The following is a 19375-nucleotide window of genomic DNA, read 5'->3' as shown; positions in this document are numbered from 1 at the left end:
ATCCCGGCCGGGCGACAGGACGCGCGCGGACTGTGACAGATCGGGGACCGCTAAAGCTCCAGGTCGACGACGACCGGCGCGTGGTCGGAGGCACCCTTGCCCTTGCGCTCCTCGCGGTCCACGTAGGAGTCGGTGACGGCCTTGGCGAAGGCCGCGTTCCCGTAGACCAGGTCGATGCGCATGCCCCTGTTCTTCGGGAAGGCCAGCATCCGGTAGTCCCAGAAGGTGTACGGCCGGTCGTACTTGAGCGCGCGCGGGAAGACGTCGGAGAGCCCGGCCGCCCGGAGCTGCTCCAGGGCGGCCCGCTCGGCCGGGGTGACGTGGGTGAGCCCCTCGAAGACCGCCGGGTCGTAGACGTCGTCGTCGGTGGGGGCCACGTTGAAGTCGCCGAGCACCGCGAACGGGCGCTCCCCCGCCGCGTCTTCCGCGATGGCGGTGGACAGGGAACGGAACCAGTCCAGCTTGTAGCCGTAGTGGTCGTGCTCGACCTCGCGCCCGTTGGGCACGTACACCGACCAGACGCGCACTCCGCCGCAGGTGGCGGAGATGGCGCGGGGCTCCTGGACCCCCTCGTAGTCCGGCCCGCCGGGCAGGCCGGTGACCACGTCCTCCAGGCCCACCTTGGAGAGCAGGGCCACGCCGTTCCACCGTCCGGTGGCGTTGACGGCCGACTCGTAGCCGAGCGCGCGCAGCTCCTCGTACGGGAACTGCTCCGCGGAGCACTTGGTCTCCTGGATGCACACGACATCGGTGCCGGAGCTCTCCAGCCAGGCCAGCAGGCGCGGCAGCCGGGCGGTGATCGAGTTGACGTTGAACGTGGCGATACGCATGCCGTCCAACCTACCGCCCGGCACCGACAGTCAGAGGTCGGCCGTGTCCCCGGCGGTGAGTCGGGTGTGCGGGGAGCCGCCGAGGGCGTCCAGGGCGAAGTCGTAGATCGGGCGGGCGATGTCCGCGAGGTAGGCGTCGTGGATGTCGATGGCCACGCGCGGCTTGACCGCGCGGACGTAGTCGACGACCTCGGCGATCTTGTTCCACGGGGCGTGCACCGGGAGCATCAGCGTGTCCACGGGGGCGTCCGGCACGGTCAGCGCGTCCCCGGGGTGGAAGAGCGAGCCGTCGACCAGGTAGCCGACGTTGGTGACCCGCGGCATGTCCGGGTGGATCACGGCGTGCAGTTCGCCGTGCACCTGGACCTCGAAGCCGGCCGCGGTGAAGGCGTCCCCGTGGCCCACGGTGTGGACGCGGCCGGGATAGGCGGGGGCGAGCTTCTCCGCGACGCTGCGCAGGGTCCACAGCCGCGCCGCCGGGTTCGCGTCGAGGGCGGCGCGCAGCCGGCCCTCCTCGAAGTGGTCGGGGTGCTCGTGGGTGACGAGCAGGGCGTCGGCGCCGAGGCCGGCGTCCGGTTCGCTGAAGGCGCCCGGGTCGATGACGAGTACGAGCCCGTCCTTCTCCAGTTGGACGCAGGAGTGCAGCCGCTTGGTGAGCTTCATGATCGAAGGCTAGCGGGGTGGGCGGCGGAAGCGGTGGGAAGGCGGAACCGGCCGGATTCGAACCGGCGTCCTCGCGATTTTGGAGACCGCGCGCGACGACCTCTGCGCTACGGCTCCGCCCCCGGGCGCACTGTACCCGCGCGGGGGAGCAGCGTGCGGCGCGGTCTACGGCACGGCCGTGGAGACCACGTACACCTTGTAGACGCGGGGGTCCGTGAGGTCGACGGTGATGTCCCGGGTGGGCCGCCGAGGGGCGTCCGCTTCGAGGGTGGTCCCGAGCCATTTGGTCCCGGCCTTCCAGCGCCAGCCGGCGACCGAGGTGTCGTGCTCGGAGATCGACACCCCGGGGGTCAGCTCGTCGCGGCTGGTGCCGACGGAGGCCAGGAAGGCGTCCAGGTCGAGCGGGACGACCGCGAACTGCGTGTACAGCCGGCTGGTGCGCCAGTTGTTGGTCTCCAGGAACCCGACGCGCCAGGCCTTCGGCGGGAGCGGAACCTCGTAGATGCTGCGCTGCACCTTGGACGGCCAGCCGGGGCGCACCTTGGCGGCGCCGACCTTGGCGGCCTTGTCGCGGCCGCTCTGGCGGCTCTGCTGGGCGGAGACCGCGAGGTAGCCCGCCGGAACGCCGACCAGCAGCAGGATGATGATCGCCGTGATCCAGCGGCGCCGCACCACGTGCCTGCGGTCCTCGGCGGGGGCCGGCGCGCCGGGCCGCTCGTCGGGGGACGGGGCCTGGCGGGGCAGAGAGGGCGGTGTCACTGCGGTTCCTGGTCTTCGGGGCCGGTGGTGGTGTCGCGCCGGCCGAACTGCGCGTAGCGCTCGTACCGCTCGACGCGCCGGCGCGTGGCGCGGCGGAAGCGGCGGGCGACGAGCCGGGAGAGGTCGGCGGCGCCGACCATGCCGGCCTCGGGGCCGAGCTGGGCCTTGGCGATGCGGGCCTCGGGGCGGTAGCCGCGGCCGGTGAGGTGGCGGCGGAAGGCGTCGCGGGCGGGGCCGATCAGCAGGTCGTCGGCGGCGCTGACGCCGCCCCCGATGACGAAGCAGGAGGGGTCGAGGGCGGCCGCGAGGTTGGCGATGCCGACGCCGAGCCACTGGCCGATGTCCTGGAGGAGCTCGACGCACATGGCGTCGCCCTCGCGAGCCAGCTCGGTGATGAGCGGCCCGGTGATCTCGTGGACGTTGCCGCCGACCCGGGCGATGAGGTTGTACGCGACCGGGGAGTCGGCCGCGGCCAGCTCGCGGGCCTCGCGGACCAGGGCGTTGCCGGAGCTGTACTGCTCCCAGCAGCCGCGGTTGCCGCAGGGGCAGCGGTGGCCTCCGGGGACGACCTGCATGTGGCCGAACTCGCCGGCGACCCCGTAGCGGCCGCGCTTGACCTGGCCGCCCTCGAGGATGGCCCCGCCGATCCCGGTGCCCAGGGTGATCATGACGAGGTGGTCCTCGCCGCGGCCGGCGCCGAAGCGCCACTCGGCCCAGGCGGCGGTGTTGGCATCGTTGTCCACCATGACCGGGACCGCGAGCCGGGACTGGAGCGCGTCGCGCAGCGGTTCGTCGCGCCAGGCCAGGTGCGGGGCGAACAGGACGCGGGAGCGGTCCGCGTCGACCCAGCCGGCGGCGCCGATGCCCACGGCGTGCACGTCGTGCCGGTCGGAGAGGTCGAGGACCAGCTCGACGATGGTGTCCTCGACCACCTTGGGGCTCTTGGACTTGTCCGGGGTCTCCGTCCGGATCTTCTCCAGGATGACCCCGTCGGCGTCGACGACCCCGGCCATCACCTTGGTGCCGCCGATGTCGATGCCGACGGTCGGAACGCGCGGGGCGGTCAGGTGCGACCGGCGCTCACGGGTCCCGATGGTCCGCAGGACGGTGCCTCGCGCCGCCCCCCGGTGGGCGAGCGTGAAGTCCCGGTACGTGCTCATCGAGTCGTGTCGTCCCTCAGGGTGCGGCGGGGCCCCGAGCGGGGCCGGGCGCCTGGTCGGATGGAGCGGCGGACGGAGTGGCGGACGGAGTGGCGGACGGAGTGGCGGACGGGGCTGCGGATGCGCTGTCAGGTCCTGATTCTGCCACTCGCTCCAGCTCGTGGCTCAGTTCGTCGAGCTCGGAGCCGCCCGCCATCTGCCGGGTGAGCTCGTCCAGGGTGATCGAGTCGCGGGTGTGGCTGCCCGCCATGGTGCCGCGCTTGAGCAGCACGAACCGGTCCCCGACCAGGTGGGCGTGGTGCGGGTTGTGCGTGATGAGGACCACGCCGAGGCCTGCGTCACGGGCCGCGGCCACGTACTTCAGGACCACCCCGGACTGTTTGACGCCGAGGGCGGCGGTGGGCTCGTCGAGTACGAGGACCTTCGCGCCGAAGTGGACGGCCCGGGCGATGGCCACGCACTGCCGCTCGCCGCCGGACAGGGTGCCGATCGGCTGGTCCACGTCCCGCAGGTCGATGCCCATGCGCAGCAGCTCGGCACGGGTGGTGCGGCGCATGAGGTCCACGTCGAGGCGGCGGAAGGGGCCGCGGCCCTTGGTGGGCTCGGAGCCGAGGAAGAAGTTGCGCCAGACGGGCATGAGCGGGACCACGGCCAGGTCCTGGTAGACGGTGGCGATCCCGAGGTCGAGGGCGGCGCGCGGGTTGGCGAGCACCGTCTCCTCCCCCTCGATCTCGAAGGTGCCGGCGTCGTGCCGGTGCAGCCCCGCGATGATCTTGATGAGGGTGGACTTGCCGGCGCCGTTGTCGCCGAGCACGCAGGTGATCTCGCCCGCCGAGACCTCCAGGGAGACGTCCTGGAGGGCGCGGATGTTGCCGTAGTACTTGCTGACGTCGGTCAGCTTCACCAGGGCGGGTGCGTCGGCGGCGGGTGCTCCGGCCGGGGTTGCTTCGGTCATCGTCACTTCGCCTCCGCCCGCTTGCGGACCCATGCGTTGAGCAGCGTGGCCAGCAGGAGCATCGCGCCGAGGAAGAACTTGAACCAGTCCGGGTTCCACTGGGCGTACACGATGCCGTTGCTGGTCATGCCGAAGATGAAGGCGCCCACGGCGGAGCCGATGGCCGAGCCGTAGCCGCCGGTCATCAGACAGCCGCCGATGACGGCCGCGATGATGTAGAGGAACTCGTTGCCGACGCCCTCGCCCGACTGGACCACGTCGAACGAGAAGAGGATGTGCTGCCCGGAGATCCAGGCGCACAGCGCGACGCCCATGTACAGGCCGATACGGGTCTTCACGACCGGTACGCCGGTCGCACGGGCGGCGTCCGCGCCGCCGCCGACGGCGAAGATCCAGTTCCCGGCGCGGGTGCGCAGCAGGATCCAGGTGGCCACGGCGACCAGGACCAGCCACCACAGGATGGTGACCTTGAGGGTGACCGACCCGAAGGTCCACTGCGAGGCGAAGAGCGCGCGGGCGGAGGAGAAGCCCTCCATGTCGGCGATGGTCTTGGTGGAGACGGACCCGCTGATCAGCTTGGTGAAGCCGAGGTTCAGGCCGGTCAGCATCAGGAAGGTGCCGAGCGTGATGATGAAGCTGGGCAGTTTCGTGCGGGTCAGCATGAACCCGTTGAAGAACCCGATCCCCAGGGTGACCAGCAGCGATACGAGGACGCCCACCCAGACGTTGGCGGTCATCTGGTAGCTGAACATCGAGCTGAGCAGCGCCGACGAGGTGACCATGACCCCGGCGGACAGGTCGAACTCGCCGCCGATCATGAGCAGCGCCACCGGGACGGCCATGATGCCGATGGTGGAGGCCGAGTACAGGATCGTGCTCAGGCTGGAGGCCCGCAGGAAGCTGTCGGCGGCGAAGGAGAAGAAGACGAAGACGGCGGCCGCGCCGACCACCGCGCCGAGCTCGGGGCGGCCGAGCAGGCGGCGCAGCAGCGAGGTGGGCGCGAGCCGCTCGTCGCGCGGGGCGGGGGCCGGGGCGGGTGCCTGGGTGCTGGTCCCGGTGCCGGTGCTCATCGGCTGCCCCGGTTGATGAACTTCTCCAGCGTGGCCGCCTCGGCGCCGGTGACGATCTGCGGTCCGGTGAGCACCGGCCGGCCGCCGCCGAGCACGTCGGCGTTGTAGCGGTAGAGCCAGAGCAGGTCCACGGCCTCGTAGCCCTGGAGGTAGGGCTGCTGGTCGACGGCGAATCCGAGGGCGCCGGACTTCAGGTCGCGGGCCACGGAGGCGTTCAGGTCGAAGGTGTCGACCTCGGCCTTGCTGCCCGCCGCGTCCTTGGCCTTGACGGCCGTGGGCGCGAAGGGCGCGCCGAGGGTGACGATCGCGTCGACGGAGGGGTCGGCCTGCAGCTTGGCCTGGAGGGCGGACTGGACGGACGGCATGTTGGTGCCCTCGACGTACAGGTTCTCCATGGTCCCGCCGGCCTCGCCGAAGGTCTTCTTCGCTCCGGCGCAGCGCTGCTCGTGGCCCACGTTGCCCTGCTCGTGCAGGACGCAGACGGCCTTCTTGCGGCCGCGCTTGCCCAGCTCGGTGCCGACCGCCTCGCCGGCGATCTCCTCGTCCTGGCCGATGTGGGTGAGCGCCCCGTACTCGGCGGACTGGGCGGACCCGGAGTTGACCGTGATCACCGGGATGCCGGCCTTGACTGCCTTGGCGAGGACGTCCTTGAGGGCCTCGGGCTTGGCGAGGGAGACGATCAGCCCGTCGACCTTCTGGTCGATGGCGTTCTGGACGAACTGGGCCTGCTGCTGCGCCTGGTCGTCGTGGGCGTAGACGAAGTTGATGTTGTCCTTCGCGGCGGCCTCCTTGGCGCCCTTCTGCACGATGTCCCAGAAGGTGTCGCCGTCTCCCGCGTGGGTGACCATCGCGAAGGTCCAGCGCGGGGTGGAAACGGCGGGCCGGCCCGCCGCCTCGGCCTTCGCGCGGTCCTCGGCGCGCTTGCCGCCCGTACTGCTGCAGCCCACGAGGGAGGCACCCAGTACCGCCGCGAGCACCGCGCCCACGAGGCGTACCCCTGTCCGAACCCTAGCCACGTCTGCCCGTGCCTTTCGTTTACTCGCCGAAACGGTCATTTGCTTCAAGCCGCAGCCGCCCAGTATCCGTCACAGTGCACCATGCAAGGTCATCGGGGCCATTGCGGACCGTGCCGGACACAGCGGGACAGATTGACAGCTCCCCCGGACGGGGTCACGTTGAGTGCATGCGCATCGGGCTCATCGGAACGGGCCGCATCGGGTCTTTCCACGCGTCGGCCCTGGCCCGCCAGGCGGACGCGAGCTCCCTCCTGCTCGCCGACGCCGACCCCGCGCGGGCGGCGCGCCTCGCCGACCGGCTCGGCGCCACCGCCGCGCCCACCGTCGAGCAGATCTTCACCTGGGGCGTGGACGCGCTGGTGGTGTCCTGCGCCACCGAGGGCCACGCGGACCTCGTCGTACGGGCGGTCCGCGGCGGGCTGCCGGTGTTCTGCGAGAAGCCGGTCGCCCCGGACCTGGACCGCACCCTGGCGGTGCTGCGCGAGGTGGCGGCGGCCGGCGGGGTGCTCCAGCTGGGGTTCATGCGCCGCTTCGACGCGGGCTACACCACGGCGCGCGAACTGGTCCGCTCCGGAGCCCTGGGCCGGCTGCACACCGTACGGACCACGACCGCGGATCCCTCGCCGCCGAGCGCCGAGTACCTGCGGACCTCGGGCGGGCTGTACCGGGACTGCCTGGTGCACGACTTCGACATGGTCCGCTGGGTGACCGGGCACGAGGTGCGCGAGGTGTACGCGACCGGGTCGGACGCGGGGCCGCCGCGGTTCCGGGAGGCGGATGACGTCGACACGGGCACCGCCGTCCTCACCCTGGACGACGGGACGCTGGTCTCCAGTACCGGTACGCGGTGCAACGGCGCCGGGTACGACGTACGGATGGAGCTGGCCGGGGAGCTGGATCAGGTCTCCACCGGGCTGGACGACCGCACGCCGATCGCCTCGACCGAACCGCAGGGGCCGCCCCCGGCGACGAAGCCCTGGCCGGGGTTCCTGGAACGGTTCGCCCCCGCCTACGAGGCGGAGCTGGCGGCCTTCGTCCGGCTGGTGCGGGGCGAGGGCCCCAATCCGTGCGACGGCGTCGAGGCGCTGGCCGCGTTCCGCGTGGCGGAGGCCTGCGAGCTCTCGCGGCGGGAGCGGCGGCCGGTGGCCCTGGAGGAGCTGGCGGATCTCTGAGGCGGGTGACCGGTCCATGCCGGCTACCAGCGCACCGGGTGCCGGGTCGTCCCCCGGACCAGGGTCCCGGGCACCCACTCCAGGACGGCCGGCTCCTCCCGGAGGTCCGGGAAGCGCTCCACCAGGGACCGGATCGCGATCCGGCCCTCCAGCCGGCCGAGCGGGGCGGCGACGCAGTGATGGATGCCGTGCCCGAAGGCGATGTGCCCGCCGCGGCCGGGGCGGCGGATGTCGAAGGTGTCGGGGAGGTCGAAGCGGGCCGGGTCCCGGTTCGCCGCCGCGAGGCAGACGAATATGGGAGAGCCGGCCTCGATTAACGTGTCGCCGATCTCCAGGTCCGCACCGGCGAAGCGGAAGGTGGCCGTCTCCACCGGGCCGTCGTAGCGCAGGATCTCCTCGACGGCTCCGTCGATCAGCCCGTCGGGGTCGGCGCGCAGGGCGGCGAGCTGTTCGGGATGGGTGAGGAGCGCCCGCATCCCGTTGGAGACCAGGTGCACGGCGGTCTCGTGCCCGCCGACCATCATCAGGACGGCCATGGCGACCAGTTCCTGCCGGGAGAGCCGGTCTCCGTCGTCCCCCCGGCTGGTCACCCAGTCGCTGAGCAGGTCCTCGCCCGGGTCGGCGGTCTTGGCGTCGACGAGCCCGGCCGTGTAGCCGGTCATGGCCCGCACGGCCGCGTTCTCGGACTCGACCCCGGTCGGCGAGACCATCTCGGTGATCCAGCCGTGGAAGGCGCCGCGGTCGGCCTCCGGAATCCCGAGGAGCTCGCAGATCACGGTCATGGGCAGCGGCTGGGCGAAGGCCTCGATCAGGTCGGCGCGGCGCTCGGGGAGGGCCGCCATCCCGTCGAGCAGTCCGTCGACTATCGCCTGGACGCGCGTGCGCAGTCCCTCGATCCGGCCCGGGGCGAAGGATCGGGAGACCAGCCGGCGCAGGCGGGTGTGGTCGGGCGGGTCGGCGCGCATCATGTTGGCGCTGGCCTCGGTCTGCTCCCGGTCGGCGTAGAGCCCGGAGGCCAGCCAGTTCTTGGACACCGCGGGGTGGGTCAGGGCCTGGCGGGCCTCCTGGTGACCGACGATCAGCCAGACCTCCTGGCCGTCCGTGGCCTTCACGCGGTGGACGGGCCCCTCCGCGCGCAGGCGCGCGTAGTGGGGGTACGGATTCTCGTTGAAGTCTTCGGCGATCGTACTGAGGTCCAAAACGGGCATGTGGCCACCCTAGACCGGGAGTTGAGCACATCCGGAGCGGCTTTGGGCCATTCGTTCAGCCAGCCGCGCGCCGCCCCCAGGCCGTACCCGCGAGTACGAGCGCGACCCCCGCGAAACCGGCCGCGCCGAGCCGCTCGCCGCCGATGGCGATGCCCGCCGCCGCGGCCCACAGGGGTTCGGTGCCGAGCAGCAGGCTGACGCGGGAGGGCGAGGTGCGGCGGACGGCCCACATCTGCACGAAGAAGGCGAACAGGGTGCAGAAGACGGAGAGGAAGGCGAGCCCGGCCCACTCGGCCGCGCCGAAGTCCGCAGCGGCCGCCCAGGGGCTCGCGCCGGTGCCGGGCAGCAGGGCCAGCAGGGCGAACACGGCGACCGCGGTCCCGAGCTGGACGGTGGTCAGGGAGAGCGAGTCCGCGTCCTGCACCGCCTTGATCCGGGCCATGAGCAGGACGTGCACCGTCCGCGCGAGGGCGGCGCCGAGGATGAGGAGGTCGCCGAGGCTCGGGGTGGTGAATCCCGCCCCCTGGGTGAGCAGCACGACTCCGCTGACGGAGACGGCCGCGGCGCCGAGGAAGGCGGGCGAGGGGGCCCGGCGGCGGACGGCGGACTCGGCGAGCGGGGTGAAGATCATGGTCAGGCTGATGATGAGCCCGGCGTTGGTGGCGGAGGTGTGGACGACCCCGTAGGTCTCCAGCAGGAAGATTCCGCCGAGTACGAGTCCCAGCACTCCGGCGCCGCGCAGTTGGGCGGGGGTGAGCGCGCGCAGCCGTCGCCGGCCGGCGACGACGAGGACGGGCAGGACCAGCGCGAAGCGCAGGACGAGCACGGCGATCACGGTGTGCGTGGTGGTGACGCCCTTGGCCGCGAGGTAGCTGCCGCCCCAGACGACGGCGACGAGCAGGACCGGCAGATCGGCGAGCCAGGCCCGGCGGGGGGCGGCGACGGGAGCGGGGGCGGCGATGGTGGACACCGGTTCTCCAACGGCAGAAGGCAGGTGGAGACTTCGGCGGCTCGCACGGGGGGTGAGCCCAAGCTACCCGAGCATGATCGGCCGGTCGAGCCTTTTGATGCCCGGGCCGCACCGCCCGCACGCACGCCGGGCGCGGTGTCAGCCGATGGTGCCGAAGACGGCGCGCCCCGTCGGCCGGTAGGTGTGGACGGCCGTGCCGGCCGAGGTGGTCCGGGAGCCCGTCAGCTCGAAGGCCGTCGGCAGCCCGCCCGTCGGGAAGAGCCGCCGCCCACCGCCCAGGAAGACGGGGAAGACCAGCAGGTTCAGCTCGTCCACCAGGTCCCGCGCCAGCAGCCACTGCGCCAGCGCGCCGCTGCCGTGCACTTGCAGCTCCCCCTCGGTCGCGTCCTTGACCCGTACGACCTCGCTCTGCAGCTGCTCCCCGTCGATCACGGTGGCGGGGCCCCAGGCCGGCTCCTTGAGCGTGGTCGAGGCCACGTACTTGGGCAGCCGGTTGAGCTTGCTCGCGACCGGGTCGGCGGGGTCGTCGTGCTGCGGCCAGTACGAGGCGAAGATCTCGTAGGTCCGGCGCCCGAACAGGAAGGCCCCGGCCCGGTCGAAGACCTCGGTGACGAACTCCCCCATGCCCTCGTCGGCGAAGGGCACGAGCCAGCCGCCGTACGAGAACCCGCCGCTGGTGTCCTCGTCCGGCCCGCCGGGGCCCTGCATCACCCCGTCGAGGGTCAGGAAGGTGGTGAGGGTCAGCTTTCCCATGGCTCTGCGCTCCTTGGCTCCGGTGCGTGCACTGTCACGGGTTCAGACTCCCGGGCCGAGCTGAACTCATCGGTCTGGCGCGCGCGAACGCGATGTCCGATTCCCGCCAGCGCCGTTGATCTCCAGGCGATTTCATTGAACTCGCAACCAACCAACGCGGGAGGAACACCATGAACGGCAACACAGTGGCCCTGGTGACGGGTGGCAGCAGGGGGATCGGGGCGGCGACCGCGCTGCGGCTGGCGCAGGACGGGGCCGACGTCGCGATCACCTACGTCAGCGACGCGGCCGCGGCCGCCGAGGTGGTCGGCAAGATCGAGGCCCTCGGACGGCGCGGGCTGGCGCTGCGGGCCGACTCGGGCGACGCGGAGGGGGCCGACGTCGCGGTGGAGGAGACCGTACGGGGCCTGGGCCGGCTCGACGTCCTGGTGAACAATGCCGGGGTGGGGGTCCTCGGCCCGCTCGACGGGCTCGCCCTCGCGGACGTGGACCGGGTCCTCGCGGTCAACGTACGGGGCGTCTTCCTGGCCTCCCAGGCGGCGGCCGGCCGGATGGGCCGGGGCGGGCGGATCATCACCATCGGCAGCTGCGTGACCCAGCGGGTCCTGGGCCCGGGCGTCACCCTGTACGCGATGAGCAAGGCCGCGCTGAGCGGCCTGACCAAGGCCCTCTCGCGGGAGCTCGGCGAGCGCGGGATCACCGCGAACCTGGTCCACCCGGGCCCGGTGGACACCGACATGAACCCGGCGGACGGCCCCTACGCAGCCCCGCAGTCGGCCATGACGGCCCTGGGGCGCTTCGCCACCCCGCAGGAGGTGGCCGCCATGGTGTCCTTCCTCGCGGGCCCGGACTCCGCGTACGTCACCGGCGCCGAGTTCTCGGTGGACGGCGGCCACGCGGCGTAGGCCGTCGGGGAAGCGCCGGCCAGGGCACCGGCCGTCAGGGCAGCGTCCGTCAAGACGGCGGCAGCCAGCGGCCCTGCTTCATGAGGTCGCGACCCGCGATCTCGTTCACCTCGCGCCAGGCCTGGATCCACACCGGCGCGACCCGGAAGTAGGGGTAGGGCGTCTTGAGGGCGCTCGGGTCGAAGCCGGAGTGCGCCGCGAAGGCCTCGATCTCGCCGGGCGCGAGCTCCGCCGCCTCCAGCCGGGTCGCGGTGCCCTCGACGAGGACCACGTCGCGGGTGGTGCCGAAGGCCAGCCGGGCGCGGCCGCCGTCGGCGAGGTTGCGGCCGGTGGGCAGGGTGCGCCCGGTCGACAGCAGGAACGTCGCGCCGTCCCACCGGAACGAGAGGGGCACCAGGCAGGGGACGCCCCCGGCGTCCGCGGTGGCGACCCAGACGTCGATGTCCTTCTCGAACCTGGCCAGTGTGTCCTCGTACCGCTGCCGCATCGTGCGCGGTGCGCCGTCCGTCATCGTCCGCCCCCCGGGTGTCTGCCGTAGCCGCAGGGTAGCGGCCCGCGCCCGCGGGAAAGCCCGCAGGGGCGCGCCGTCGAAACGGTGCGCCCCTGCGGGGTGTTCGAGCATGCCCCGGGGGTGTCGGCCCCCGGGGCGGTCACGAGGGTGGCGTCAGCCGCCCAGCTCCTGGTGACGGGCGGTGTGCGCGGCGGTGCCGGCCTCCGTCAGCGCGCCGAAGAGGCGCAGGCGGGAGAAGCCGCCGTCCGGGAAGATGTCGATGCGCACGTGCGTGCCCACCGCGGGGGCGTCGAGCACGAAGCGGTGGTTGGTGTCGGGCTGCAGGCGGGTGCGCGGCAGGAACTCCGTCCACTCGCCCTCCTCGCCCGTCTTGACGGACAGCGAGGCCCAGCCGGCCGAGTTGCCCTTGAGGTACGCGGTGTCGATCTCGACGGCGCGGATCTCGGACTCGGCGACGAGCTGGTAGCGGATCCAGTCGTTGCCGTTGTCACGGCGGCGGGCGGTCTCCCAGCCGTCGTCCATCTTGCGGGAGCGGCCCGGGTTGATGGTGTTGGTCGGCGGGGAGTAGAAGCGGTTGGAGGCGTCCTGGACGGAGCCGCCGTTCTCCAGCGCCACCACGTCGAAGGAGCCGAGCGCCGCGAGCCACTTGGGGTCGGGGACGACCTCGCCGTAGACGCGCAGGCGGGCGATGCCGCCGTCGGGGTGCTGGTTCACGCGCAGGTGCGTGAAGCGCTGCTCGACGTCGACCTCGAAGCCGTTGGCCGCGTGGCCGCCGACCGGGGTGCGGGCGACGATGGTCGTCCACTTGATGTCGTCGCCCTGGAGCTCCGCCGGGGTCGGCGCGAGGGCGCCTTCCCAGTTGGTGGCCTCGACGGAGACGGCCTGCGGCATGTTGCCGCGGAAGTGGGCGGTGTCGACGACGATGCCGCGGATGACGCCGGGGGCGCCCAGGCGGACGAGCGCCCAGTCGTGGTCCTCGGCGGTCGGCCAGGGCTGGGTGGCGGAGATGCCGCGGCGGCGGCGGGTCTCCCAGCCGTCCATGACCTTGCCCTTGTGGCCGAAGTCCTCGGGGTCGAAGTGCGCGGCCTCGGAGATCAGCAGGTTCTCGCGCTGGGCGAAGAACTCGTCGTTGGCCTCGATGACACCGGCGCCGAGCTCACGGGCGGCGAGGTTCGCGTACTGGGTGAACGGGAAGTCCGCGCTGCGGTAGTCCGCGTACGGGTCGCCGCCTCCGTACGGGTTCGCGTTGCCGGTGAAGGATTCAATCGCCACTGTCAGTTCTGCCTTTCAAGGAGTCGGCCGGTGGGCTCGGACGGGGTGCCGTGGTCGGCGATCTGCGTGCCGCGCAGCCAGGTGGACTTCACGACGCCGTGCAGGGTCTTGCCCGCGTACGCCGTGACCTGGTTGCGGTGGTGCAGTTCCGCGGGGTCCACGGTGAAGGTCTCTTCGGGGGCCAGGACGGCGAAGTCGGCGTCGCGGCCGGCCTCGATCGCGCCCTTGCCCGCCAGTCCGGCGAGGGCGGCCGGGGCGGCGGACATCCAGCGGACGACGTCCTCGAGGGTGCGGCCGCGCTTCTGCGCCTCGGTCCAGATGGCCGGCAGGCCGAGCTGGAGGGAGGAGATGCCGCCCCACGCGGTGGCGAAGTCGCCGGTCTTGAGGTCCGCGGTGGAGGGGGAGTGGTCGGAGACGATGCAGTCGATCGTGCCGTCGGCGAGCGCGTCCCACAGGACGTCCTGGTTGGCGGACTCGCGGATGGGCGGGCAGCACTTGAACTCGGTGGCGCCGTCCGGGACTTCCTCGGCCGTGAGCGTGAGGAAGTGCGGGCAGGACTCGACGGTGATCTGCACGCCCTCGGCCTTGGCCGCGGCGATCAGCGGCAGCGCAGAGGCGGAGGACAGGTGCAGGACGTGGACCCGCGCGTTCAGCCGCTTCGCCTGGTCGATCAGGTTCTGGATCGCGGTGTTCTCGGCGTCCTGGGGGCGGGAGGCCAGGAAGTCGGCGTACTTGGGGCCCGGGTTCTGCGGCGCGGACTCCAGGTGGTGCGGGTCCTCGGCGTGCACGATCAGCAGACCGCCGAAGCCGGTGATCTCGGCGAGCGAGGCGGCCAGCTGCTCCTGGTCGAGGAGGGGGAACTCGTCGACGCCGGAGGGCGACAGGAAGCACTTGAAGCCGAAGACGCCGGCGTCGTGCAGCGGGCGCAGGTCCTTGACGTTGTCCGGCAGCGCACCGCCCCAGAAGCCGACGTCCACGTGCGCCTTGGTCCGGGCGACGTCCTGCTTGACCACCAGGTTGGCGGTCGTGGTGGTCGGCGGCAGCGAGTTCAGCGGCATGTCGAGGATGGTGGTGATGCCACCGGCCGCGGCGGCGCGGGTGGCCGTCCAGAAGCCTTCCCACTCCGTGCGACCGGGGTCGTTCACGTGGACGTGGGTGTCGACCAGGCCGGGGAGGAGCACGTCGTCGCCGAAGTCCTCCAGCCGGGCACCGGCCGGTACGTCGGCCTCGTACGGCAGCACGGCCGCGATCTTCCCGCCGGCGACGGCCACCGAAGCGGCACGCGTCCCCTCGGGGGTGATGACGCGCGTCGAGCGCAGTACCAGTTCCACAGCCAGGTCGGACACCGGAACCTCCCCATCTACTTCCACAGAGCGAAATTCAACGTTCTGTTGACGGAGTCTTCACGTCGATCCGGAACCAGTCAAGAGCGCCCGGACGGACCACTGACGGCGGCGTATCGCAATTGGAGGTTTCCACAGGATGGAATTAAGATTTCGCTATGCAGAATGTAGCTACCGCCACCGGGAAGAGGACGGGCAACTTCCCGAGGACGTCCGCCACCAGGACAAACCGCCTCTGACCGGCGGGGACGGCATTGCCCCGGCTCTAGGGCCGACGCAGACCGACCGGTAGGCTGCTTGCTTGCCTGCCAGCACCGAAAGGACCGCGCCCGTGCCGACGTCCAGCGCCAGCACCACCGACGCCTCCACCAAGCCCACCGCCAGCGGTGGCGTCCAGTCCCTTGAGCGCGCCTTCGATCTGCTCGAACGCATGGCCGATGCCGGGGGCGAAGTCGGCCTCAGCGAGCTCTCCGCCGCCAGCGGTCTGCCGCTGCCCACCATCCATCGCCTCATGCGCACCCTCGTGGCGTGCGGCTACGTCCGGCAGCAGCCCAACCGACGGTACTCCCTCGGACCCCGGTTGATCCGCCTCGGCGAGTCCGCGTCGCGGCTGCTGGGCACCTGGGCCCGTCCTTACCTGGCACGCCTGGTGGAGGAGACCGGCGAGACCGCGAACATGGCCCTGCTCGACGGAGACGAGATCGTCTACGTCGCCCAGGTGCCGTCCAAGCACTCCATGCGCATGTTCACCGAGGTCGGCCGCCGGGTGCTGCCGCACTCCACCGGCGTGGGCAAGGCGCTGCTCGCCTACACCCCCGCGGACGAGGTACGGGCCCTGCTCTCGCGGACCGGGATGCCGGCCGCGACCGAGAAGACCATCACCACGCCCGAGGGCTTCCTGGAGGCCCTGGAGGTCGTCCGCCGGGTGGGCTACGCCGTCGACGACAACGAGCAGGAGATAGGAGTCCGCTGCCTGGCGGTCTCCGTGCCGAACTCTCCGACCGCCGCCGCGATCTCCATCTCCGGCCCGGCCGGCCGGGTGACCGAGGCGGTGGCCGAGTCCTTCGTGCCGATCCTCCAGGGCGTCGCGGCCGAGCTGTCGGTGGCCCTGCAGAGCCAGAACCCGGCGTAGGCCCTGGCCGGTCGGTAGACGCGGAAAGAGCCCGGCGCCCCCCAGCGGGGGCGCCGGGCTCTCGCGTACTCCCCCGGCCCGCGGCGGCCTGGGCGGGGGCCGCCCGGGGCCGGGGCTTTCCCGCGGCCGTGCGGGGCGGCGCTGGGCCGACTGCGGGCCCCCGATGGCGGGGTGCGTCCCAGCGGGGCAGCGTGGTGGCCGACCGCCCCGCCTCCCCGCCCCGAGGTCCGCCCATGGCCGCCCCGAACCCCGCCACGGCGCCAAGCCCGCCCGATGTCCCGCCGGAGCCCGCCGCCGGTGCCGGGCGGCGACGCGATCTCGTCTGGCTGGCCCCCGTCGCCGCCGCGTACGCGGTCGCCCAACTGCTGCTGGCCGTACCGGGCACCGGACTCGGCTGGGACGAGACCGTCTACGTCAGCCAGGTCGCGCGCGACGCCCCCGCCGCGTTCTTCAGCGCCCCGAGGGCCCGGGGAATCACCCTCCTCGTCGCCCCCGTCGCAGCCCTCACCCCGTCCGTCACGGCCCTGCGGATCTACTTGGCCCTGCTGTCCGCGGCGGCGCTCCTGCTCTCCCTCTGGGTATGGCGACGCCTGCTCCCCGCGCCGGTGCTCGCCCTGGCCGGGGCGCTCTTCGCCGGTCTGTGGACGACCCTGTCCTACGGTCCGCAGGCCATGCCCAACCTCTGGGTGGCCTTCGGTGGGCTGCTGTCCGTCGGCTGCTTCCTGCGGGCCGCCCGCGATCCCGCCGACCGCGTCGCCCTCGCCGGTCTCGTCGCCGGGATCGGCCTCGCCGCGCTCATGCGCCCCTCCGACGCCTTCTGGCTCGTCCTGCCCCTGGCGTGCGCGGTGCCGGCGGTCCGCGCCGGGCGGCGGCCCGTGCTGCTCGCGGCGCTGGCGGTGGGGGCGCTGCTCGGCGGCGCCGAGTGGGTCGTCGAGGCCGAGCTCCGCTACGGGGGCCTCCTCACCCGGCTGCACCGCGCCGGCGAGATCCAGGGCGGACTCGGCTGGCACCCGGCCTTCGGCGACCACCTGCGCGCCTTGGGCGGCCGTACGCTCTGCCGCCCGTGCGACGTGCCCTGGTCCCGGCCCGTCACCGCGCTGTGGTGGTGCGCGCTGCCACTGCTCACCGCGGGCGGGCTCGTCACCGCGTACCGGACGGGGCGGCTGCGCCTGCTCCTCGTACCCACGGCCGCCGCGGTCTGCCTGGCGGCGCCGTACCTGCTGTTCGTCGGGTACGCGGCGCCGCGCTTCCTGCTCCCCGCGTACGCCCTGCTGGCCCTCCCCGTCGCCCTCTGCCTGGCCCGGCTGTTCGCCTGGGCCCGTACCCGCCCGATCGCCCTCGGGGCGCTCTGCCTGGCCCTCGCCGCGCACCTCGCGCTCCAGCTCGCGGTCACCGCCACTCTGGCAGCGCGCAGCAGGGCCAACCGGACGGCGTTCGCCGCGGTGGCCGCCGAACTCCACCGCCAGGGGGTACGGCCGCCCTGTGTGGTCAGCGGCGAGGAGGCCGTCCGGGTGGCGTTCCGCGCCGGGTGCGCCTCGCGCCAGGTCTACGGCGGCCACGACGGCAGCATCACCCCCGACGGGCTCGCCGCCCTTGCCGTCACCCGGCCCACGGCGGTGCTGGTGGCGGGCGGGTCGAAGCCGCCGCCGTGGGCGCGGGGCTGGCGGCCGCTCCCGCTGCCGGATCTCCCTGGCCTGCGCGGCCACGTTGCCTACCTGGCCCCTTCGGCACGGCCCGATCCGGCTCGGCGGGCGGTGGTCAGGTGGGAACCGAGGCGGTGAGGCGGCCGTCCGCCATCGTCGCGGTGCTGTCCATCCGCCCCAGGTGGGCGTGGTCGTGGGTGACCAGCACGGTGGCCGTGGAGCGCTCCCGGGTGAGGGTGACCAGCAGGTCCAGGACCGCGGCCCCGCGCTCGTGGTCGAGGGCGCTGGTGGGCTCGTCGACCAGCAGCACGGCGGGCTCGTTCATCAGGGCGCGGGCGATGTTGATCCGCTGGCGCTGCCCCCCGGAGAGCTGGTGCGGCCGCTTGTCGGCCTTGTCGGCCAGTCCCACCGCGTCGAGCAGCTCCAGGGCCCGCCGGCGCAGGGCGCGCGCGGGCCGGCCGGAGAGATGGGCCATGACCTGGAGCTGTTCGGCGGCGGTGAGCGAGGCCAGCAGGTTCGGCTGCTGGAAGACGATGCCGATCTTCTCCCGGCGCAGCGCCGACTTCTCGCCCGCGCCGAGCTTCGAGGTGTCCTGCCCGGCCACGACCACCCGTCCCGCGTCGGGCGTGACGAGGGTGGCGGCGACCGCCAGCAGGCTGGACTTCCCGGAACCGGAGGGGCCGACCACCGCCGTCAGGGTGCCCGCGGGCACCTCCAGGCCGACCGCGTCCAGCGCGGTGAGGCGGCCGTCGCCGTCCGGGTAGGTGAGCGTGACGTCGTGCACGAGCAGGGTCATCGGGCGCTCCCGAGAGCGGTCAGGGGGTCTACGGCGGTGATCCGCCGGATGGACAGGGCGGCGCCCAGCGCGCCGAGCGCGATCATGACGGCGGCCGGCACCAGCACGGTGGCGGCGTCGAGCACGAAGGGCACGTCGCCGCCACTGATCAGCGCGCCGAAGCCGGCCGCGAGCGCGGTGCCCGCACCGGTGCCGAGCGCCAGCATCACCACGGCCTGCCCGAGGGCGTCCTTGAGGAGGTACGGGGTGGAGGCACCCAGTGCCTTCAGCACGGCGATGTCCCCGCTGCGCTGGATGGTCCACACCGTGAAGAAGGCTCCTATGACCAGGGCCGAGATGGCGAAGAGGAACCCGCGCATCAGCTGGAGCGAGCCGTTCTCGGAGGTGTAGGAGCCGATCGCGCTCAGCGCCGCGTCGATGGTCTGCGCCTCGGTGCCGGTGGCCTCGTCCCCGGCCGCCCAGTCGACGCCGGAGCCGTCCAGGGCGACGACGGTGGCGAGGGTGTCGATGGAGGTGCCGGGGTTCCCGACGCGCTGCCAGTCGTTGAGGTCCATCCAGACGACCGGGGTGTGGCTGTAGGCGGCGGTGCCGGAGACCGCGGCCACGGTCAGCTCGACCTGGCCGACCCTGAGCTCGCCTCCGGCGGTCAGCCCGCCGAGCTCCTTGGCGGCCTTCTCCGTGAGGACCACCTGTCCCTGGGTGAGGCCGCTCCCCCGGGGCGCGAGGGACCCGGTCGGATCCACGCCGAAGACGGACACGCCCGCCGTGCGCTCACCCGAGACGACGTTGGTGGTGCGGATGCCCAGCGGCTGCGCCGAGGTCACCCCCGGCTGCTCCCGCCAGGCCAGCCAGGCCTTCTCGGGCACCTGGGAGTTGGTGAAGGAGACCTTCTGGTCCCCGGCGGGCGCGGCGAACGCGAGGCGGGTGGTGGCGGACAGGCCGGTGATGGCCGAGATGTTCTCCCGGGCCAGGCCCGCGGTGAGCCCGGACAACAGGCCGACCAGCAGCGTGATCAGCAGTACGACCGACCCCATCAGGGCGAAGCGGCCCTTCGCGAACCGTAGATCTCTCCATGCGACGAACATGTTCCCCACCTTGGTCTTCCGCGTGGACACAAGGCATCGCGCCACAGTAGTGATCCTCGTATCGAAGGGCGCACCAAGACATCAATCCTTTGGTTGACCGGGGCTCCCGGACCCGGACTTACGCTGGTCAGG

19 protein-coding genes and 1 tRNA gene are annotated in these 19375 nt (G+C 72.7%); 4 read left to right on the top strand and 16 right to left on the bottom strand.

Features of this window, described 5'->3' with window-relative positions; all coding sequences use genetic code 11:
• Nucleotides 1–50 precede the first annotated feature (50 nt).
• The 8 genes from AC061S_RS09030 to AC061S_RS08995 form a co-directional block, all read right to left on the bottom strand.
• Nucleotides 51–830, bottom strand: coding sequence for an exodeoxyribonuclease III (locus tag AC061S_RS09030; protein WP_478685318.1), 780 nt, complete (start codon nt 828–830; stop codon nt 51–53).
• Between the two features lie 30 nt (nt 831–860).
• A complete protein-coding gene (locus tag AC061S_RS09025) occupies nt 861–1493 on the bottom strand; it encodes an MBL fold metallo-hydrolase (RefSeq protein WP_478685317.1) in 633 nt (210 codons plus the stop codon).
• A gap of 42 nt (nt 1494–1535) precedes the next feature.
• Nucleotides 1536–1610 (bottom strand) — tRNA-Trp (locus AC061S_RS09020).
• A 48-nt stretch (nt 1611–1658) separates the two neighbouring features.
• Nucleotides 1659–2252 (bottom strand): hypothetical protein, encoded by a 594-nt coding sequence (locus AC061S_RS09015; protein ID WP_478685316.1) that lies wholly within the window; start codon nt 2250–2252, stop codon nt 1659–1661.
• Complete coding sequence (locus AC061S_RS09010) at nt 2249–3412, bottom strand: ROK family glucokinase (protein ID WP_478685315.1); 1164 nt, start codon at nt 3410–3412, stop codon at nt 2249–2251. The genes AC061S_RS09015 and AC061S_RS09010 overlap by 4 nt, the downstream gene beginning before the upstream one ends.
• Before the next feature lie 16 nt (nt 3413–3428).
• Entirely contained in the window at nt 3429–4367 is a 939-nt protein-coding gene (locus tag AC061S_RS09005) for an ATP-binding cassette domain-containing protein (RefSeq protein ID WP_478685314.1), read from the bottom strand.
• Between the two features lie 2 nt (nt 4368–4369).
• Nucleotides 4370–5437: an ABC transporter permease gene (locus AC061S_RS09000; RefSeq protein WP_478685313.1), complete on the bottom strand. Its 1068-nt coding sequence runs from the start codon at nt 5435–5437 to the stop codon at nt 4370–4372.
• Nucleotides 5434–6453, bottom strand: coding sequence for a sugar ABC transporter substrate-binding protein (locus tag AC061S_RS08995; protein WP_478685312.1), 1020 nt, complete (start codon nt 6451–6453; stop codon nt 5434–5436). The genes AC061S_RS09000 and AC061S_RS08995 overlap by 4 nt, the downstream gene beginning before the upstream one ends.
• Nucleotides 6454–6620: 167 nt before the next feature.
• On the opposite strand from AC061S_RS08995, the gene AC061S_RS08990 reads away from it, so the two are divergent.
• The gene (locus AC061S_RS08990; RefSeq protein ID WP_478685311.1) at nt 6621–7625 is read left to right on the top strand and encodes a Gfo/Idh/MocA family protein; all 1005 of its coding nucleotides are present in this window, start codon (nt 6621–6623) and stop codon (nt 7623–7625) included.
• A gap of 23 nt (nt 7626–7648) precedes the next feature.
• Here the strand turns inward: AC061S_RS08990 and AC061S_RS08985 are convergent, their stop codons facing one another.
• From AC061S_RS08985 to AC061S_RS08975, 3 genes are all read right to left on the bottom strand, one after another.
• A complete protein-coding gene (locus tag AC061S_RS08985; RefSeq protein WP_478685310.1) occupies nt 7649–8833 on the bottom strand; it encodes a cytochrome P450 family protein in 1185 nt (394 codons plus the stop codon).
• A gap of 55 nt (nt 8834–8888) precedes the next feature.
• Entirely contained in the window at nt 8889–9803 is a 915-nt protein-coding gene (locus tag AC061S_RS08980; protein ID WP_478685309.1) for a DMT family transporter, read from the bottom strand.
• Nucleotides 9804–9941: 138 nt separating this feature from the next.
• A complete protein-coding gene (locus AC061S_RS08975) occupies nt 9942–10556 on the bottom strand; it encodes a dihydrofolate reductase family protein (protein ID WP_478685308.1) in 615 nt (204 codons plus the stop codon).
• A 170-nt stretch (nt 10557–10726) separates the two neighbouring features.
• Here AC061S_RS08975 and AC061S_RS08970 point away from each other — a divergent pair, with 170 nt between their 5' ends.
• Nucleotides 10727–11461, top strand: coding sequence for an SDR family oxidoreductase (locus AC061S_RS08970; RefSeq protein ID WP_478685307.1), 735 nt, complete (start codon nt 10727–10729; stop codon nt 11459–11461).
• A 49-nt stretch (nt 11462–11510) separates the two neighbouring features.
• Here AC061S_RS08970 and AC061S_RS08965 read toward each other — a convergent pair whose 3' ends face one another.
• The 3 genes from AC061S_RS08965 to allB all read right to left on the bottom strand — a co-directional run bounded on the left by AC061S_RS08965 (nt 11511) and on the right by allB (nt 14581).
• Nucleotides 11511–11972, bottom strand: coding sequence for a pyridoxamine 5'-phosphate oxidase family protein (locus AC061S_RS08965; RefSeq protein ID WP_478685306.1), 462 nt, complete (start codon nt 11970–11972; stop codon nt 11511–11513).
• A gap of 153 nt (nt 11973–12125) precedes the next feature.
• A complete protein-coding gene (gene alc / locus AC061S_RS08960; protein WP_478685305.1) occupies nt 12126–13244 on the bottom strand; it encodes an allantoicase in 1119 nt (372 codons plus the stop codon).
• Between the two features lie 2 nt (nt 13245–13246).
• Nucleotides 13247–14581, bottom strand: coding sequence for an allantoinase AllB (gene allB, locus AC061S_RS08955; RefSeq protein WP_478685459.1), 1335 nt, complete (start codon nt 14579–14581; stop codon nt 13247–13249).
• A gap of 337 nt (nt 14582–14918) precedes the next feature.
• On the opposite strand from allB, the gene AC061S_RS08950 reads away from it, so the two are divergent.
• Nucleotides 14919–15719, top strand: coding sequence for an IclR family transcriptional regulator (locus AC061S_RS08950; RefSeq protein ID WP_385367555.1), 801 nt, complete (start codon nt 14919–14921; stop codon nt 15717–15719).
• A gap of 233 nt (nt 15720–15952) precedes the next feature.
• Entirely contained in the window at nt 15953–17500 is a 1548-nt protein-coding gene (locus AC061S_RS08945) for a hypothetical protein (protein WP_478685304.1), read from the top strand.
• Here the strand turns inward: AC061S_RS08945 and AC061S_RS08940 are convergent.
• Nucleotides 17478–18158: an ABC transporter ATP-binding protein gene (locus AC061S_RS08940; RefSeq protein ID WP_478685303.1), complete on the bottom strand. Its 681-nt coding sequence runs from the start codon at nt 18156–18158 to the stop codon at nt 17478–17480. The genes AC061S_RS08945 and AC061S_RS08940 overlap by 23 nt on opposite strands.
• Nucleotides 18155–19243, bottom strand: coding sequence for an ABC transporter permease (locus tag AC061S_RS08935; protein WP_478685302.1), 1089 nt, complete (start codon nt 19241–19243; stop codon nt 18155–18157). Before AC061S_RS08935 ends, AC061S_RS08940 begins: the two co-directional genes overlap by 4 nt.
• Nucleotides 19244–19375 lie beyond the last annotated feature (132 nt).

It is taken from the genome of Streptomyces sp. CA189 (genome assembly GCF_056428985.1).
The sequence above is the reverse complement of the archived record's forward strand: the minus strand, read 5'-3'. Positions and strand labels throughout refer to the sequence as shown.

What these genes read in the sequence shown, in the direction of transcription:
- AC061S_RS09030 (WP_478685318.1), bottom strand. Translation starts at nt 830, where the DNA reads ATGCGTATCGCCACGTTCAACGTCAACTCGATCACCGCCCGGCTGCCG.
- AC061S_RS09025 (WP_478685317.1), bottom strand. Translation starts at nt 1,493, where the DNA reads ATGAAGCTCACCAAGCGGCTGCACTCCTGCGTCCAACTGGAGAAGGAC.
- AC061S_RS09010 (WP_478685315.1), bottom strand. Translation starts at nt 3,412, where the DNA reads ATGAGCACGTACCGGGACTTCACGCTCGCCCACCGGGGGGCGGCGCGA.
- AC061S_RS09005 (WP_478685314.1), bottom strand. Translation starts at nt 4,367, where the DNA reads ATGACCGAAGCAACCCCGGCCGGAGCACCCGCCGCCGACGCACCCGCC.
- AC061S_RS09000 (WP_478685313.1), bottom strand. Translation starts at nt 5,437, where the DNA reads ATGAGCACCGGCACCGGGACCAGCACCCAGGCACCCGCCCCGGCCCCC.
- AC061S_RS08990 (WP_478685311.1), top strand. Translation starts at nt 6,621, where the DNA reads ATGCGCATCGGGCTCATCGGAACGGGCCGCATCGGGTCTTTCCACGCG.
- AC061S_RS08985 (WP_478685310.1), bottom strand. Translation starts at nt 8,833, where the DNA reads ATGCCCGTTTTGGACCTCAGTACGATCGCCGAAGACTTCAACGAGAAT.
- AC061S_RS08975 (WP_478685308.1), bottom strand. Translation starts at nt 10,556, where the DNA reads ATGGGAAAGCTGACCCTCACCACCTTCCTGACCCTCGACGGGGTGATG.
- AC061S_RS08970 (WP_478685307.1), top strand. Translation starts at nt 10,727, where the DNA reads ATGAACGGCAACACAGTGGCCCTGGTGACGGGTGGCAGCAGGGGGATC.
- AC061S_RS08965 (WP_478685306.1), bottom strand. Translation starts at nt 11,972, where the DNA reads ATGACGGACGGCGCACCGCGCACGATGCGGCAGCGGTACGAGGACACA.
- AC061S_RS08945 (WP_478685304.1), top strand. Translation starts at nt 15,953, where the DNA reads ATGGCCGCCCCGAACCCCGCCACGGCGCCAAGCCCGCCCGATGTCCCG.
- AC061S_RS08940 (WP_478685303.1), bottom strand. Translation starts at nt 18,158, where the DNA reads ATGACCCTGCTCGTGCACGACGTCACGCTCACCTACCCGGACGGCGAC.
- AC061S_RS08935 (WP_478685302.1), bottom strand. Translation starts at nt 19,243, where the DNA reads ATGTTCGTCGCATGGAGAGATCTACGGTTCGCGAAGGGCCGCTTCGCC.